Here is a 16,835-nt window from a genome sequence, read left to right as displayed (position 1 = left end):
AGGGGAAGGGAGGCTCGTTGAGCAAGGATTGTCTCATCAACAACGTTGCATGATTCCGTTCGGTCCAATATTCTCGTTTCTCCAGGACCCGACCGTATGCCCTCATTAATGCAGGCATCGTCTCAGGGCAGCCTGACGCCGATCGCGACCTTCAAGTTGTTGAAGGGGGTGTTGCTCCTCCTCGCGGGAGCCGGGTTTTTGCGATGGGTGGATCCCGAGATCGAAACGGCCCTCTCTCCGTTGCTGGACACCCTGCACTTGAGTCTCCACACCCGTCTGCTGCATGCGGCCACGCTCCACGTGCAGGCGCTGCAACCCCACAGCCTTCTGATGATGGGACTGATCAGTCTGACCTATGCGACCTTACTATTCGTCGAAGGGTTCGGCCTGTGGATCGAGGCGTCGTGGGCTGCCTACCTGACCGTCTTTTCCATGAGTGTCCTGCTGCCAAGTGAACTGCACGCAGTGGCTCACGAGGTGTCTGTGACCGGACTGGTGATCGTGGCGGCAAATGTGGCGATCGTGGGATATCTCCTGTATCGGCTTGGAATGCAGACCTTGCGATAGGCGACTCGACAGGGCGCCGCGCAATTGCATCACCGTTGCCGAGAGTGCGTGAACCTAGCGGCTCGATGCTCGAAGCGTGGCGAGGTAGGCGACAAGGTCTCGAATGTCCTCGTCGCGCAGCAGCGCTTTGGGATACATGGCTGTCCCGGGGTGCCCGCGCTTGATGGAGAGAAACCGGTCTTCATCGTTCTGTGATGTGAGGCTGGCCGGATCCCGGAGATTGGCGGGCGGGGCAGGCAGCGTATCCAGCCGATGGGCGAGATCCTTCGAGATCGGTGGCCGTCGAGTGAGCTGCCCGTCAATGCCGTGGCAAATGGCGCATCCGCCGAGCTCATGGTACAGCTGCCGCCCTCGTTTTGCATCACCTCGCAGGGAGGCGTCAGTCTCAGGTGGTGTGATCGATGGGGGCGCGGTGCCGCGCAGCGAGGCGAGATAGGAAAGGAGTGCCAGGATGTCCTCATCCGAGAGGGTCTCCGGTGAGAGTGGATACATCGCTGTGCGAAGATGCCCGTGTCGAATGATCTCGAATCGTTGTGTGTCGGTGGTTAATGTCAGGGCCTTCGGCTGTCTCAGGTCCGGAGGGGTCGGACTGAGCCGCTCAATATTCTCCCGGGTGTGCGGGCTGAGCTGAGGGGGCAACTGGTGTTTCCGGCCGTCGATCCCATGACAGGTTGAACAAAGGCCCGTGCCGTTAAAGATGATCCGGCCCTGTTCCGCAGCTGTCGGCCGGTCGACCGTTTGAGGCTGGGCTGGAGCGCCTGCCCAGAGGCATGATCCGGCAAGAATGACGGACGCGAGCCACAGACCAGCGGTAACGGCCGCGCCACGGGTCTGTAGGGGATGCGAGGATATGCGGGAGGAAGGCCGCATGGTTGTGCTTCCGGTCTGGGCCTCTTCGATCAGATGTTTCATCATAGACGATTGGGAAGGCACGATGCCATGCTCGTGTCAGACGATGGGCGGTGGGCCGCAATTGGTCGTGGGGGCTGGCACTTCCGGCTGTATGCCCGGTAGAATACCGGCTCACAGAGGGGTATATGATCCATACGGCGATGAACATGGTCGACCATAGCCACTGCCTCGCGCTCTCCGGTTGTTTTCGCGGCAAACTTTGCGAGCAACTGATGAATCGGCCCGGCCAGCGGGTGCCGAAGGGCAGTCGGATCTACGGCCTCGGCGATGCGGCGCAGAGTGTCTTCTTTCTCCGCCAGGGGTTCGTCAAACTCACATCCCTCACCGAGGATGGGCGTGAATTGATTTTGCGTCTGCACCAGGCCGGAGAGGTGTTCGGCGATCTCTGCCATTGCACCGGTGAACGCCGGGAGCAGGCCGTGGCGATGGAAGAGAGCGAGATCGTGGAGCTGAGTTTCGATGAGTTTATCGCCCATTTGCAGAACAATCGTCCGGCATTTCTCCTCTTTCTCTCCAATGTGGCGCAGCAGTTGTCCGCGGCCTACGATCAGATCCAGACCCTCTCCTTCAATAGCGCGATGGAACGGCTGGTGCGGACGTTGAGTCGGCTGGCCGATGAATTCGGCGAACCAGACGGCGAATGGATTCGTCTGACCCATTATTTTCGCCAGGATGATCTGGCGCAGATGATCGGCGCCCGCCGCGAGGTGGTGTCGACCCTCCTGAACCAGTTGCGCGAGCAAGGGCTCATCACCTATGCGCGGAAAGACGGGCTATTGCTTCGTCGCGCAGGCCTCGATCAGTTTCTGGGCTCTGCCGAAAAGTCCTCGGCCACGCTCCATCGATCCAATCTCTGACGGCGAACCGCACCAACCTCAGGTTACAAACTTGTACAACGGGCCTCAACCAGGGCTCTTCTCACCGCATGCCCTGACTGGTCTGGCGACGCCCTCCCACGGTTCTCCTCCCCCACTGTTACCGCGCTAACTTACAGCTTCGCTCCCGTTGCGTATCTTTGCCCATCGTTGCACCTGCCGGCCTTGGCCGAAGCCGGCGGCTCCCTTCATGGTTGCCGAAGGAAGGCAACGCCGGAGTCCGGCTGTGTGCTCAACGGAAGGGCGTGTCTGTCTAATCAAAAGGAGATGTCTTATGCGTCACGTGATTCGTGCCTGCTCTGTGGTTGTGCTGATGATGCTGTCCCCGATGGCCTGTGCGCATAGCGCCGACTCACCGGCAGCAACCGGGGAACAGAAGATGACCGCCAACCCCATCAAAGTGGCGGAGACGAAGGCCGTGCTTCGCGATCTCTGGCTGGGCCACATTCTGTCGATTCGGAACGTGGCGGTGGCGACGATGGATCAGAACGCCGCGGCGCGAAGTGCAGCCGAAGCGGGAGTGGTGGCCAACGCCGAGCAGATCGCCCGGTCGATCGAGCCGTTCTACGGGAAGCCGGCTGCGGATAAACTCTTCAGCCTGCTGGCCGGGCACTACGAAGGCATCCGGGAACATCTGGACGCGACCGTGGCAGGGTCGACGAGCCAGCAGGACGCGGCGGTCAAGGCGCTCACTGCGAACGCGGCTGAGATCTCGTCATTCCTCAGCGGAGCCAATCCCAATCTGCCGAAGGACACGGTGATGGGGTTGTTGATGGCTCATGCCGCCCACCATCTCACGCAGTTTCAGCAATTGAAGGAGGCCGACTATGCGCGGGAAGCAGAGACCTGGAAGGGGATGAAGCAGCACATCTACCTGGTGGCCGATGCCCTCACGCAGGCGCTGGCAGCCCAGTTCCCGGCTCAGTTCTGAGCTATACCGGAGGGGGCGGCCGTCATGCCGCCTCCTCCCTGCACGCGCAAGGCACGCAGTGGCTCATTCTGCGACAGCGCCATGGCCGTGGCTTTTCCGGGATCCGATCATGCACTTGTGCTTGAAAAGCGAATCGGCGCTTTACTACAGTGCGCACTCCGAAAGTTGAACATCACCAGAGGAGGAGTTATGCGCAGGTTTCGTGAATGGGGCACGTGGGTAGGAGCATCGGTAGTGGCGATCGTGTTGAGTGCGATCCCTATCGGATCTCAGGCCGCCGATTGGGTGCATGAGGGTATGGCTGACGAAGGCAAGATGACGTTCGGGTTCCGGGTGGGCCCGAGTTTTGTGACGCAGAGTTCCGGGCTGTCCACGACTGGTCCGGCGCTCAACTTTCAGGGCATGTACGGGATCAATACATGGTTCCGCTTCGGGATGATGCTCGAGTGGGAAAACCATAGCGTTGATTCACCCCGAAACGGATCGCTCAATACGATCACCCTGTTGCCGGTGAATCTCGAATATCGTCCGGGACATTTCGGCTCGCTGATTCCGTATGTCACCAGCGGTATCGGCGTGAACATCAACACCAAAGATCAGGCGGATTCGTTTGCCTGGCGGTTCGGCGCCGGTCTCGACTATCCCATGACCAATCTGTTTCAGGGCGCGCCGAAAGGCCTCATGCTGAACATGGAAGCCGCCTGGAAGCGCAACTCCGCCGACGGTGACGGTTCCACGATGGGCCTCCTCTTCGGGGTGCGCCACACCTTCTAGCCCCGACCTCGCACGGTTCAGTAAGTCCTCGAACGGACAAACGCCATACCCGGGCGGTCAGCGACGGCTCAGCCGTTGCTGGCTGCCTAGGAATCTGTCCGAGTCTGCCATTCTGCTGCGGCACACGTTCTGCCGTCACGACTGCGCTCATGTGAGGGGTGCGTGAAAGGCGCCGGACGAGGATGTCCTGTTTGGCGTGTAGGGGGCAGTGTAGTGAGCCACGGCTGGAGTCTTCTCGCGATCAGCCGCCGGCGGGCTTGTGCCGAAGATATTCGCGAAGGAGATCCCGCCAGGTGATGATCCCTTCGAGAAGCCCTGTCGTTGTGATGACGGGGAGGCAGGACACGCGATGCTCAAGCAGCAGTCGGGCTGCGGCTTCCACGGTCGTGTCGGCTGTGGCCGTGATCAGTTTTCGGCTCATGATTTGGTGGACGCGTTTATTAAGCGTCGCCCGGTCACGATCGGTTTCGGACAATGTCCCGATGTGTGGGCTTACGGCCTTGAGCAGGTCCCGATCTGAAATAATGCCGAGCAATTCCCGACCCTGTACGACCAGCAGGTGATGGAAATGATGTTCATTGAAGAGCTCTCGGGCTCGATCGAGGGAGTCGTCCAGGGCGACGGTGACGGCTCGTGTCGACATGATGGCACGAATCGTCGGTTCCTCGGCGATGTCGGCGAGGATTGCCGGGAGAGGCCTTTGAGGGGATGTGTCGGTGTCTGGGGGGGACATGGACGGACCTCGTGGACGGTCGCGGAACGCGTGTTGCGCTCTGCGTTCTCGCTCTGGTCCCCTTATCGGCGGCCGGGAAACCATTCTTGAGGAACAGTGGAACGGCCTGCGCAGGGGCTGGACGGTCGAATCAAATAGCCGATCATGAATGACCAGTGGGCGGTGCGCCCCACCTCGACTTCTCGCTTCTTGAACCGACTTTTGCCGCCCTCCTGTTTCATTCGGCTGCAATGTGTTATAAGCTGTCTGTTTCTCTAGCCGGATACCCCTGCCCAATTGCGGGTGTGTCATCGAATTAATCCAGACCTTGCCGGATCGTACGATCGTCAGACCGTCAATTCCGAAGGCATGCACAGGAGGGACTGAAGCAGGATGAGCAAGAAGGAAATCGATGCGGCACGGCGACTGATGAGCCTGATGTTCAAAGCGCATCCCTGGCACGGGGTGTCGATGGGGGACCAGTCCCCGGATTTGGTGACGGCCTATATCGAGATCGTGCCCAGTGATACGGTGAAGTATGAGGTGGATAAGGCCACCGGCTTCCTCAAGGTCGACCGTCCTCAGCGGTTCTCGAATTTTTGCCCCGTGTATTACGGGCTCATCCCTCAGACCTATTGCGGTGAGCGGGTGGCGAAGTTGTTCGGTGCGCGCGCCGGTCGGCCGGACATGATCGGCGACGGCGATCCTCTCGATATCTGTGTGCTCACTGAGAAGGCGATCCCGCACAGCGATATTCTGCTCACGGCCCGGCCGATCGGGGGGTTCAGCATGGCGGACGGCGGGGAAGCGGACGACAAGATCATCGCGGTGATGCGGGATGATGCCGTCTATGGTACGTTGACTGATCTCAAAGAATGCCCCATGACGCTGCTCGACCGGTTGCAGCACTATTTCCTGACCTACAAGCAGGCGCCGGGCTCCACTCAGCATAACAAGGTGGAGATTACGAGCATGTATGGCCGCGACGAAGCCATCAACGTCATCCACGCCAGCCACGACGACTACAAAGAGAAGTTCCCCGAGTTGGAATTTATGTGGCCCCCCAGCATGAATAGCTAGGACGACCAAGAAAGGTTTAGCCCCTCCTCATGAAACACACCACCACGACGCCATCGCCGACGGAACCGGCCGCCAAGGGATTCTCACCCGGTTTTGCCGCGCTTGGATTAGAAGCCTCGCTGTTAACCACCCTTGAGGCGCTGGGCTACGAAGAGCCGACCCCGATTCAACGTGAAGCCATTCCTCCGTTGCTGGAGGGGCGAGATCTGTTGGGGCAAGCCGCCACCGGTACTGGCAAAACGGCGGCGTTTGCCTTGCCGCTCCTGCAGCGCATTGCCCATGGGCCGCGGCAACGTCCTACGGCGTTGGTGTTGGTGCCTACGCGGGAGCTGGCCGTACAGGTCAGCGAGGCAGTACAGCGATACGGCAAGGAGTTGCGCATCGGTGTCCTGGCGATCTACGGCGGTCAGGCGATGGGCCCCCAGCTCCAGGCGCTCAGGCGAGGGGTGGAAGTGATCGTGGCGACGCCGGGTCGGGCGTTGGATCATCTTCGCCGCAAGACCTTAAAGTTGGCCGACTTGCAGGTGGTGGTGTTGGATGAGGCCGACGAAATGCTCGACATGGGCTTCGCCGACGACCTCGACGCCATTCTTGAGGAAACCCCGGCGACCAAGCAAACCGCATTATTCTCGGCGACGATGCCGCCGCGCATTGCGTCTATCGCGCGCCGGCACTTGAAGAATCCCATCGACGTCACGATTGCCCGCGAGCCGGTGAAAGCCGGTGCCGCGCCGCGTGTACAGCAGACCGCCTATGTGGTGACCCGCCCGTATAAGGTTGCGGCGCTGGCCCGCGTGCTGGATATCGGCACCCCCAAGTCGACCCTCGTGTTTTGCCGGACCCGTTTGGAGGTCGATGAGGTGACGGCGGCGTTGAACGGTCGCGGGTATCGGGCTGAGGCGATTCACGGCGGGATGAGCCAGGTACAGCGCGATCGCGTCATGCAGGCATTTCGCTCCGGACAAACCGAACTCCTCGTTGCCACCGATGTGGCCGCGCGGGGATTGGATATTCCGTCGGTGTCTCATGTGATCAATTACGATCTGCCTTCGTCGCTGGAAGTGTACGTGCATCGGATCGGCCGGACCGGCCGCGCCGGTCGCGAAGGGACGGCAATCACGATCATCGAGCCGCGCGAGCAGCGGTTGTTGCGTGCGGTTGAGCAACATACCAAGGCGAGAATCACGCTTGCGCCGGTCCCGTCGCTAGGGGATTTGCTGGCGAAACGGTTGGAACGAACCAAGGCGTCGATTGAGGCAACATTGGAGGCGGGCGGACTCGAAGATTTTCGTCGCGTCGTCGATGCCCTGGCTGCCTCGGCTGATCCTGCGGATGTTGCCGCAGCGGCGATCAAGCTGGTGTACGGTTCGCATGGTGGTGATCAAGCCGACGAGGAAATTCCGGCAGTGCCGGTCAGAGCGCCCGAGCCGTACCGGGCCTCACGCCCTTCCTACGGATCATCGGCTCCCCAGTCGGGAGACCGCGGGCGCGCGCCGCGAGGCGGGCCAGGACGAGGCGGACGAGCTGCCGGCACCGTGCGGGTCTACGTCGGGGCCGGGCGGGCGGCAGGAATCCGACCCGGTGATCTTGTCGGGGCGATCGCGAATGAAGCCGGGGTGCCGTCGCGCCTAATCGGGGCTATCGAAGTGGAGGAGCGATTCTCCCTGGTCGATGTGCCGGAGGAAGCCGCCCGCCAAATCATCGAGGCCTTGGGGCGGGCGCGGATCAAGGGACAGAAAGTGCCGGTCAGAGTCTTCAGGGACTGAGACGGGCAGAGGCATCGACGGGTTGCAGCAAGAGGGTTCGGCGTCGGCGTGTGACGAAGGCACTGAATCCGTTGGCGTACCCTTCGGCAAGAGTTGCGCACGAAGGCTCGCGTGCCGCGAGTCGGGGTTCAGCTCTTCGAATCCGCCGAGGCTCATGCTCTCTGCCGGCTGGGTGGAGATGGTAGTCTCCCCTCGGTCAGATCGGTCTTGGCCCTTGTTGCCCGGCAGGTTTTGCGCTACCATTCCGCACAGATATGATGTGTCTCTCCCATGCCGGTGCCGGCTGCCTCCTCACCGTGAGGCTCTGTCGGTAGCGTGTGCGCCACACCTCATCTTCATCGTCATGATAGGTTGATCGTCCCCGTGGAACCCCCCGGTTGCGGACCGCTGTTGATGAGAACTCAACGACGTGCGCAGGGGTTGGAATGGGAGGCGGGACGGAACTGGAACGACGCAACGACTTGCGTCACGCAAGGAGACGGACGAGCCCGGTATTGAGATGGCGGTGACCCTCGCCCCCTGGAACGCAGTACTTCGTGATTGGCAGACTCGGGCCGTGGCCGATGTGTTGGCGAACCCGCGCGAAGACTATCTCGTGACCGCCACACCGGCGGCGGGGAAAACCCGCTTTGCGCTTCGGATTGCCCATCATTATCTGGCCGCCCGTGCCGCCGGTCGTGTCGTGGTGGTGTGCCCGACGAACCACCTGCGGACGCAGTGGGCCTCAGCCGCCGGACAGGTCGGCATTCAACTCGATCCGGCCTTGTCGAACGACCAGGCGTTCGAAGCACGGGACTATCACGGCGCAGTGGTGACCTATCAACAGGTCTGTTTGGCGCCGGAGGTCTTTCGCCGCGCCTGCCGCAGTCGCAAGACTCTGGTCATCCTGGACGAGTTACACCATGCCGGAGACGGGAAGGATTGGGGCAAGGCCCTGCGGGAATCATTCGCGGAGGCCGTCTTTCGCCTCGCCTTGTCCGGCACGCCCTTTCGGTCCGATAACAATCCCATTCCGTATGTGCGCTACGAACAGGGTGAGAGTCAGGCCGACTTCACCTATGGCTATTCCCACTCCATCCGTGACGGGGTATGTCGGCCGATTCTTTTCCCGAGTTACGAAGGGGAATTGACCTGGTTGTCCGACGGACGGGAACATCGGGCCACATTCGAGGACGGGTTGACGTTCGAGCGCCAGCGGGAGCGCCTCAAGACCGCCTTGCTCCAGGAGACCTGGCTGGGGCCGGTGTTGAGCGATGCCCATGCCGAATTGCAGCGTCTGCGGAAGCAGGAGCAGGCGGATGCGGGCGGCCTGATCGTGACCATGAATCAGGACCATGCGCGGCAGGTGGCCGAGCTGGTGTATCGGCTCACGGGCCAGCGCGCGCTGGTCGCCGTCTCCGACGATCCCTCTGCCTCGAAAACGATCGAAACGTTTGCCCATCACAAAACGCAGCAATGGCTGGTGGCCGTGAACATGGTGAGTGAAGGGGTCGATATTCCGCGTTTGCGCGTCGGCGTCTACGCCACCAATGTCTTGACCGAGATGTACTTTCGCCAGGTCGTCGGGCGTTTTGTGCGGATGCAGGAGAAGGTCCCGAAACCTCAGCGGGCCTGGCTCTATCTGCCCAAAGATGCCACGCTGGTCCACTATGCGAAGCGCATCAAGGTTGAGCGCGATCATGTGCTCGAAGACATCATGCCGTCCGTGCAGCGGACGCTCTTCGGGACTGCCGCGACCTCATTGAAAGAATATATTCCGCTCAACGGCGTGGCCCGGCTCGATGCCTTGATCGGGGCTGAGGAGGGAGAGCCGCCCGGTGAGGGCAAGGCGCAATCGGAACCGGCGGTGGCGCTACACGACCAGAAGAACAGCTTGCGGGATAAACATCGGCTGCTCGTCGGTGCCGTGGCTCGAAAGTGCGGGGTGGATCACCGACAGCTCAATGCGGAGCTCATCAAACGGACCGGGGGACGAGTCGATCAGGCCACGATTCCACAGTTGGAGCGGCGCATTGCCCTGCTCGAAAAATGGCGCGATTCCGGGTTCGACAAAAAGCGGTAAGTCCGGTTGAGGTATGGATGCGAAGCGGCCCCCTCGCGGGTGGGCGATGTTCTCGCTGAAGAATGGAACAGAAAGGAAACCATGGTGGATACCAGAGTGAAGCCAACGGTGCGAAAGTCTTCGAAAAAGGGCCCCACGCAGACCGCGAATTCGTCGGCGAGGAAGAAAGCCGCTCCTGCGCGGCGCAGCCGGTCTACCCGCTCGAAACGGCCGGGAGTGGCCGTCGTGGTTCTGTCAGGATCGACGCCGCTCCGTCGGAACAAAGCGGCGGAATTGGTGGCGGAAGAGCTGAAGCTGGATCTGTCAAAGGTAGATCTCTCGTCCGTGGTGAGTCGGCGGGAAGGGGAATCGGAGAAGAATATCAATCGGGTCTTCGACGACGCAGAGCGCAGCGGCTCGATCCTGTTTTTCGACGGGGCGGATGCCTTATTTGGTACGCGCCGAGGAAGTGCGAGTCAGTATGCGGATGCCGGAGCAGCCCACCTGCTCCAGCGCATCGAGGACCATCAGGGGCTCGTTATTCTGACGACCAATGGAAAGAGCCGCATTGATCAAGCCTTGTCGAAGCAGGCACGGGTGTCGGTGATGGTTGGCATTAAGGCCCGCAAGCCGAGGCGGCCCAAGACGACGCGTTGAGCAGCGGGTCAGCCTCGATCTACTCCGTCTCTTCGCTGGCCTCCAGGCATTTCGTGCATTGCTCCAGATCAGGCACGCCATGGGCGCTGCAGAATGGTCGATGGCACAAGGCGCAGACCATATAGGTCATCTTGATTCGATCGTCTGCTTCGCAACAGTAACAATTTTTTGCAGTTCGTGCCTTGGGCATGGTCCTTCTCCTCGAAACCTGTAGCGGCCTCATTGGGTATCGTGTCTGTCTGACGAACCGCTCGCCGATGGCGTCGGTGCGCTGCCGTCCGATCCGCGCCGTTCATCTGGACGGCGGGCGAGGGAACGACTCTCTGTTCACTCTGTGAGCGGGCAAGGCACCCAGGCCGAGTTAGCCTGAGGCGCTAAGGGCAGCAAGAGGTGTGATCGTGCTCGCGGTCATTTCCCCAGAAGCGGCTCGTGGCGCCTCTGGTCCGTTGACTCGTTATACCACATTTGTGGGTGGTCGTGGTGCCGTGCGGTGAGTGACCTCTCCAGGTGTTCAGGTGTCCGGTGAAATTCTTGTTTGAGAGGCCTTCTGCAAGGCGCGGTGGATGGTGTCAGCCGCCACACGGTTCCCCTCAGCTGTCCAATGGGTGTCGTCTGCAAGGTAGGTTGGAATGCCGGCGCGTGATGCGGCTTTCAACGCGGGCGTCAGGTCGACATACTCAATGTGCGGATCCGCTTCCTCCAACAGCCGTTGCAAGTGAGTGGGAAGATCGCTGACGTGCCATTGGCGAACTGCGGTTGCCGCCAAAGAGACGTTGTGGAGATCATGGTAGACGCGGAATTTTTCCGGCACAAATGCCACAAGGAAGCGGATGCCCTGCTCATGGCACAGTTGCGCGGCTTGGATCATCGGCGCGACGGCCTTATGGAGCGCGCGGGGCGAGATCGGACCGACTTCGGTGGACGCGAAAAATACCGTGGTGGTTCTGCGCGCAGCGTCGAGGAATTCGGCCCTGAACTCCGTCAAGGACTGATCCGGTGTGCAGGGTTGTTTCGAGCGGAGGAGGAGGGCCGAGACGTTTCTGGTCAATGAGCGGAACCAGAAATCCTGCCAGAAGTCCTGCCACGGGGCGATGCCGAGCCTCGGCGTCGTGCTGCCGGGTGTCCAGTATTTCTCCGCATCCGAAAAATCATTACCCTCGAAGAATGCCCAGACGACGGTTTTGGGTTTGAGTGGGAGGCCGAATCGCCGCAGGACGGCCAGTTCCTGTTGAGGCCCATATCCTGAATGTCCCAGGTTGGCCACGGACATGCCTTGCAACTTGCTCAGGTGAGTCGTGAGCAAATGCTCGTCGGACATCAAGTAACCCTCAACGTACGAGTCTCCGATGACCACGACCTCAGCCGTTTCAAGGTCTTGGGCATTGCGGAATCCATTGCGATCATAGCGGATGACTACCGTTCGGGACGGATCGGGAGGCATGCAGAGTGCTCGTCCGATGTTCCCCTGGTATGGCGCTTCGAATTGGTAATGGGGATCGTGCCGCCACAACAGTTCACTGTCAAAGCGTCGTCCCGTCAGGCTCAGGGCCGTGCCGGATTCGTATGATCCGAACAGGGCTCGATAATCAATGAGGCGGAAGAGGGTGGCGCCTTCCGCGAGTATCCAGCAAAAGATGAGCGTGCCTGTTGTGAGGAGGAAGCGGAGACCTGTTTCCTGAAGCGGCCCCCGCGCGAACATCCCATACAATGCCCAACCCAGCAGATAGGCCGAGAGCGCGTTGTCGAGGAGGTGCCGGACGCTGGTGACTCCCGTGAGGAACAGCAGTCCAAATCCCGCAAGAAACACGATACGTGTCGAGGAGACGATGGCTCCCTTGCGATCGGCAGGTCTGATGATTACACGGCGTTTCATGGTGTCACCTGATGAGGTGTGCGCCTGGTGATGTCCGGATTCGTGAATGGGCCGGCTAGCTGTCTGTCAAGCAATTCAGTGTGAGTGTCCAGTGATACTGGACACTCACGCTGTTGTCAATAAGAGATCGGCCCGGATTGCCGACGGCCCTGCGGTGGGAGCCGAGACGAATGGCCTTGTCGGCCATCTTGATGAAGTGAGGCTCATCGATGCGCGGGTGTCACGTCTCACGCACGAGACACCGGATACGTGAGCAGCAGTTCTAGGATTGGTCGTGGTCTGACCGGGGGCGCCTCGACGTGTGGTGGGCGACCGGCCATTGATCTGTGGGTGCGGTGGTGCTGCTGTCTTGGGCGAAGTGGGAGTGCCGATGGGGTGTGATTGTCAGCTGTCCAGGCCGGTGACCTCTTCACGAAGCAGAAACTTGATGGAGGGGTTCGATTTGATGCAATAGGCCAGCAGATGTTCGGTGGTAAATAACATGACGCCGCGGCCTTGTTGATCGACCAGCCGAACGGTGTCGGAGGGCCAATAGACCGCGGAGATCGCCCCAGGATCACCGACGATCCAGCGGGCCATGGTATGGGGCATGCGCTCGACGGTGGTTTTGACGCCGTATTCGTGCTCCAGGCGGGACATGACGACGTCGAACTGCAGTTCACCCACCGCGGCCAGCACCGGTTCGCGACGTACATGGTCCGGCGAGTAGAAAATCTGCATGACCCCTTCTTCTTCCAGCTGCTTGAGTCCCTTTTGGAACTGTTTGTGCTTGGAAATGTCCTGTGTTCGCAGGAGGCCGAAACATTCCGGCGGAAAGTGCGGAATGGGATCGAAGGTCACCGTTGGATCGGAGGTCAGTGTATCGCCGATGGTGAACAGGCCGGGATTAACCAAACCCACCACGTCGCCGGGGTACGCTTCATCGATCGTTTCACGGTCACGGCCGAAGAGCCGGTGGGGACGCGTCATCCGGATCTTGCGGCCCAGTCGGGCGTGGTGCACCATCATGTCTTTTTCAAATCGGCCGGAACAGATGCGGAGGAACGCCATACGGTCACGATGTTGCGGGTCCATGTTTGCCTGGATCTTGAACACGAAGCCGGAGAACGCATCGTCGGTCGGTTGAATCTGTCCCTGGGCCGTGTGGCGCGGCCCGGGGGGCGGCGCCAGCGTGGTAAAGGCATCCAGAAATGGCCCGACGCCGAAGTTCGTCAACGCGCTGCCGAAAAATACCGGAGTCAGCTCCCCGGCGAGAAACCGGTCTCGATCAAACGAGGTGCCTGCGCCTGTCAGTAAGCCGATTTCTTCCTGCAACGGCTCGTAGGCGTCGCCGAGAGTTTCCGCCAGTTTCGGATTGGGGAAGGCCTCCACGGTCATGGGGGCGCGTCGCTGGTTGTGGGTGGTGCGCTGGAAGAAGAGCACCTGACGTTGTTGAAAATCGTAGACGCCCTGAAAGCCGGCCCCTTCCCCGATCGGCCAATTAAACGGAACTGCCGTCATGCCCAACGTGCGCTCGATCTCATCGAGCAGATCGAAGGGGTGGCGTCCGGGTTGGTCCATTTTGTTGATGAAGGTCAGGATCGGAATCCCGCGTTTGCGACACACGGCAAACAACTTCTTCGTTTGAGGTTCGATACCCTTGGCGCCGTCCAGCACCATGACGGCGCTATCTACCGCCATGAGGGTCCGATAGGTGTCTTCGCTGAAGTCCTGGTGCCCCGGCGTATCGAGCAAATTGATCCTCGCGCCCTGATAGTCGAACTGCAACATCGTGGACGTAATCGAGATACCGCGCGCCTGCTCCAGTTCCATCCAGTCTGATTTGGCCTGGCGTTGGGTGGAGCGGGCTTGCACGGCTCCGGCCAGGTGTACGGCTCCGGCGTAGAGGAGCAATTTCTCGGTCAACGTCGTCTTTCCGGCGTCGGGGTGGGAAATGATGGCAAACGTGCGCCGCCGCGAGATTTCTCGTCGCAGTTCGTCGGATGCGGACTTTTCAACCGGCAGGGACATAGATGGTCTCTTGGTGAATGAGAGCGGCCAACGGGGCAGGGGCGGTCTGGCCTTCTGACGTGGCCTAATGGCAACTCTTCCTTGTATCAGTCGGAGCGGGGTGTCGGCAAGGAGGGGGAGGGGGGACGGGCAGCCTGGTGTTCCCGGAAGACACTGCCGGCGCACGCAATCGTGATGCTCGTGATTCCTTGCATCGCGTACCTCGCGGCGTAGGAAAGTCTTTGTTAGGTGCGTGCAATTTGGGGCCCACCCAGGGCGCAGCCTGGGTGGGTAGATGGGAGCGCGGAGATCGAAAGGAATGCTTGGGGCGTAGAGAGCAGACCGTTATTTGCCCAGCGGATTGGCCAACGCTCCCTTGGCGCCCTCCTTGATCTCTTTGACGTCTCCCTTGACCTGACCGACGCCCTGCTTGGTCTTGTCGAGGTCCAGCTTCTTGGCGTCTTCTTTCGTTTGGGTCGCATCGGTTTTGAGTTTGCCTGTGGCTTCCGTCAGCGACTTGCCCGTGCCCTTCATCGCCTCTTTGCCTTCGGCTACGAGGCCGTCGGCATAGACTACTGGCGCAAACGTGGGGACCGTGCTTGTGCCCAGTCCGACGATGACCGCAACTGCAATAAGCAACGACGTCTTCATGTCAGCCCTCCTTGGGTTAAGTAGGGAAGCCCTCACTGCGCCACCCTTGCGATGAAACTGCAGCTGTACTATAGCAGCCCTAGGGTTTTGTTGCGTCATGGTTTGTGGGCTAGCGGTGATCCCCGTGACGTCGGCCCGTCACAATGCGATGGAGCAAAAATTAGGTGGGGAACTAGCCTGGTGGCCACCGTTTAGCATCACAGCGTGACCGGCGGTTGGTCGCATGGGCGGGCGTGGCTTCGGATCTCGATGGACTAACAGTCTTGACGGGAAGGGATGCGTATGGGCGGTGGTTGCAGCCCTCCTTCGGTGTTTCTCCCTATCGGCTCCCGCATATGTGGTGTGCCCACACGCAGACAGGCCTTGAGTCGGGTCCGATTCGAGGGGGCACTGAGTCTCACGCTTCGCTGAAATGACTTTCGGGGTGGCGGCGGGGTATGCTCCCGCATGGTCCACGTTCCTCCCATCGCCCATCCCCGCGATCCCTTGCATGGCATCACGCTGGAGACTATCGTGACCACTCTGGTCGAACGCCACGGCTGGGCTGAACTCGGCCGTCGTTTGCCGGTGCGGTGCTTTCTGCATAATCCCAGCGTCAAATCCAGCCTCACGTTTCTTCGCAAGACGCCCTGGGCGCGGGAGCGGGTGGAGGGCATGTATATCGCGGAGTTGCCCTGATTCTGAGCCGTCGGCTTCGACCGCTTACGTGCATCTTCAATCCGATCGCTTCATACGAGGACATCACACCGACATGGCCCCGAACGCGACGATTTTCAAAGCCGTCCTCCATATTGCGGACGTCGACCGCAATTATTACGAAGACCATACGCTCACGCTCGCCCGTCATCCGTCCGAAACCGACGAGCGGATGATGACGCGCGTGTTGGCGTTTGCGTTGCACGCGCATGAAGCCTTGTCGTTCGGCCGCGGGATCGGCACAGAAGACGAACCGGCCCTGTGGCAGAAAGATTTGACCGGGCTGATTGAATGGTGGATCGAGGTGGGGCTGCCGGATGAACGGGTGCTGCGCCAGGCCTGTGGTCGAGCCAAACAGGTGTGCGTCTATACCTATGGCGGCCGCCCCGCGGGCCAGTGGTGGAAAGAGAATGTGGCGGCCCTCGAGCGATTGAACAACCTCACGGTGATGAACCTTTCGCCGGAAGGGAGCCGGGCTTTGGCCGGCCTCTCACAGCGTCAGATGGAGTTGCACTGCACGATCCAAGACGGGCAGGTGTTGATCGGCGATGGGATACAAGCGGCCCAGATCGAATTGGCGACCTGGAAAGCGGCGATTACGGCGCGGTGAATGAGGCAGGGTGATCCGGATTCGGGCCAGGTCCGAGGCGAGGATGTGACGGGATGAAACAGAAGACGCGTATTCCTATCGATGGTGAGCCGGTCGTGTGGAAGAGTCCGTTTGCGGTGTTGAAACAGATGGACCTGCCGCAGGCTGCGCAGGGAGACACGATAGATCGTCCCAAAGAGGCCGCGCGTGAGCAGGTCACACATCGCGGCCGGGTGGATATCATCCGGCAGACGGCGCATCGGGGTGGCAAGACGGTCACACTGATCACGGGATTCGTCGGTGTCAGCCAAGCCGAAAAAGAACAACTGGCCAAGGAAATGCAGAAGGCTTGCGGCGTCGGCGGGACGGTAAAGGAAGGGCGCATTGAGATTCAAGGAGACCGGCGTGATGACGTCGCCCGTATCTTGAGCAAAGCCGGATTCCGGCCGGTGTTTGCCGGTGGGTGACGGCGATGGCTGAACCGCTCAAGAATAGTTTCGGCGCGGATGTGCCGCGCACCATTGCGCGAACGATTGCCGCCGTATCTCCTCGATTCAATGAGAAGGCGTTCGTGCAGTCGGTGCTGGAGGGGTATGACGATCTAGCATTGATGCCGCGCGCCTGGAAGATCGCACATGCGTTACGACGGTACTTGCCGGGTGACTATGAACAGGCTCTTGCGATCCTTCTGGCCTCGCTCGACCGGCAATCGAAGCGAACGG

General features: G+C 60.6%; 18 protein-coding genes. 12 read left to right on the top strand and 6 right to left on the bottom strand.

The features are described 5' to 3' along the window. The first annotated feature begins 96 nt into the window (after positions 1 to 96). A complete protein-coding gene (locus tag JNL86_15205; protein MBL8044256.1) occupies positions 97 to 567 on the top strand; it encodes a DUF2127 domain-containing protein in 471 nt (156 codons plus the stop codon). A gap of 54 nt (positions 568 to 621) precedes the next feature. Here JNL86_15205 and JNL86_15200 read toward each other — a convergent pair whose 3' ends face one another. Then, complete coding sequence (locus JNL86_15200; protein MBL8044255.1) at positions 622 to 1,482, bottom strand: c-type cytochrome; 861 nt, start codon at positions 1,480 to 1,482, stop codon at positions 622 to 624. Between the two features lie 122 nt (positions 1,483 to 1,604). On the opposite strand from JNL86_15200, the gene JNL86_15195 reads away from it, so the two are divergent. The 3 genes from JNL86_15195 (at position 1,605) to JNL86_15185 (ending at position 4,059) form a co-directional block, all read left to right on the top strand. Further along, positions 1,605 to 2,336 (top strand): Crp/Fnr family transcriptional regulator, encoded by a 732-nt coding sequence (locus tag JNL86_15195; GenBank protein MBL8044254.1) that lies wholly within the window; start codon positions 1,605 to 1,607, stop codon positions 2,334 to 2,336. A gap of 292 nt (positions 2,337 to 2,628) precedes the next feature. After that, positions 2,629 to 3,285 carry a hypothetical protein gene (locus JNL86_15190; GenBank protein MBL8044253.1) on the top strand — a complete coding sequence of 219 codons (657 nt, stop codon included), beginning with the start codon at positions 2,629 to 2,631 and terminating at the stop codon, positions 3,283 to 3,285. 189 nt (positions 3,286 to 3,474) lie between these two features. Continuing rightward, positions 3,475 to 4,059, top strand: coding sequence for an outer membrane beta-barrel protein (locus tag JNL86_15185; protein ID MBL8044252.1), 585 nt, complete (start codon positions 3,475 to 3,477; stop codon positions 4,057 to 4,059). A 241-nt stretch (positions 4,060 to 4,300) separates the two neighbouring features. Here the strand turns inward: JNL86_15185 and JNL86_15180 are convergent, their stop codons facing one another. Beyond that, on the bottom strand, positions 4,301 to 4,792 hold the full coding sequence (locus JNL86_15180; GenBank protein MBL8044251.1) for a CBS domain-containing protein: 492 nt from the start codon (positions 4,790 to 4,792) through the stop codon (positions 4,301 to 4,303). Between the two features lie 372 nt (positions 4,793 to 5,164). Here JNL86_15180 and JNL86_15175 point away from each other — a divergent pair, with 372 nt between their 5' ends. The 4 genes from JNL86_15175 to JNL86_15160 all read left to right on the top strand — a co-directional run bounded on the left by JNL86_15175 (position 5,165) and on the right by JNL86_15160 (position 10,315). Continuing rightward, on the top strand, positions 5,165 to 5,851 hold the full coding sequence (locus tag JNL86_15175; protein MBL8044250.1) for an inorganic pyrophosphatase: 687 nt from the start codon (positions 5,165 to 5,167) through the stop codon (positions 5,849 to 5,851). 29 nt (positions 5,852 to 5,880) lie between these two features. Continuing rightward, the gene (locus JNL86_15170) at positions 5,881 to 7,617 is read left to right on the top strand and encodes a DEAD/DEAH box helicase (protein MBL8044249.1); all 1,737 of its coding nucleotides are present in this window, start codon (positions 5,881 to 5,883) and stop codon (positions 7,615 to 7,617) included. Positions 7,618 to 8,116: 499 nt separating this feature from the next. Further along, entirely contained in the window at positions 8,117 to 9,679 is a 1,563-nt protein-coding gene (locus JNL86_15165; GenBank protein ID MBL8044248.1) for a DEAD/DEAH box helicase family protein, read from the top strand. Between the two features lie 81 nt (positions 9,680 to 9,760). Further along, complete coding sequence (locus JNL86_15160; GenBank protein MBL8044247.1) at positions 9,761 to 10,315, top strand: AAA family ATPase; 555 nt, start codon at positions 9,761 to 9,763, stop codon at positions 10,313 to 10,315. A gap of 19 nt (positions 10,316 to 10,334) precedes the next feature. Here JNL86_15160 and JNL86_15155 read toward each other — a convergent pair whose 3' ends face one another. The 4 genes from JNL86_15155 to JNL86_15140 form a co-directional block, all read right to left on the bottom strand. After that, entirely contained in the window at positions 10,335 to 10,505 is a 171-nt protein-coding gene (locus tag JNL86_15155; GenBank protein MBL8044246.1) for a hypothetical protein, read from the bottom strand. 321 nt (positions 10,506 to 10,826) lie between these two features. Next, positions 10,827 to 12,188 (bottom strand): hypothetical protein, encoded by a 1,362-nt coding sequence (locus JNL86_15150; protein ID MBL8044245.1) that lies wholly within the window; start codon positions 12,186 to 12,188, stop codon positions 10,827 to 10,829. Positions 12,189 to 12,572: 384 nt separating this feature from the next. Further along, on the bottom strand, positions 12,573 to 14,198 hold the full coding sequence (locus JNL86_15145) for a peptide chain release factor 3 (GenBank protein ID MBL8044244.1): 1,626 nt from the start codon (positions 14,196 to 14,198) through the stop codon (positions 12,573 to 12,575). A 324-nt stretch (positions 14,199 to 14,522) separates the two neighbouring features. Then, a complete protein-coding gene (locus JNL86_15140) occupies positions 14,523 to 14,828 on the bottom strand; it encodes a hypothetical protein (GenBank protein ID MBL8044243.1) in 306 nt (101 codons plus the stop codon). A 447-nt stretch (positions 14,829 to 15,275) separates the two neighbouring features. On the opposite strand from JNL86_15140, the gene JNL86_15135 reads away from it, so the two are divergent. The 4 genes from JNL86_15135 to JNL86_15120 all read left to right on the top strand — a co-directional run. Continuing rightward, entirely contained in the window at positions 15,276 to 15,506 is a 231-nt protein-coding gene (locus JNL86_15135; protein ID MBL8044242.1) for a DUF2132 domain-containing protein, read from the top strand. A gap of 73 nt (positions 15,507 to 15,579) precedes the next feature. Then, on the top strand, positions 15,580 to 16,134 hold the full coding sequence (locus JNL86_15130; GenBank protein ID MBL8044241.1) for a YaeQ family protein: 555 nt from the start codon (positions 15,580 to 15,582) through the stop codon (positions 16,132 to 16,134). Positions 16,135 to 16,187: 53 nt separating this feature from the next. Then, a complete protein-coding gene (locus tag JNL86_15125; GenBank protein MBL8044240.1) occupies positions 16,188 to 16,580 on the top strand; it encodes a translation initiation factor in 393 nt (130 codons plus the stop codon). Between the two features lie 5 nt (positions 16,581 to 16,585). Then, positions 16,586 to 16,835, top strand: a 250-nt coding sequence (locus tag JNL86_15120) for a DNA alkylation repair protein (protein ID MBL8044239.1), incomplete at its 3' end; no start/stop codon positions are given.

Origin of the sequence: Nitrospira sp., assembly GCA_016788885.1 — a bacterium.
Classification (GTDB): domain Bacteria; phylum Nitrospirota; class Nitrospiria; order Nitrospirales; family Nitrospiraceae; genus Nitrospira_A.
Note: the sequence above shows the minus strand (reverse complement) of the source record. Positions and strands in the feature narration are given on the sequence as shown.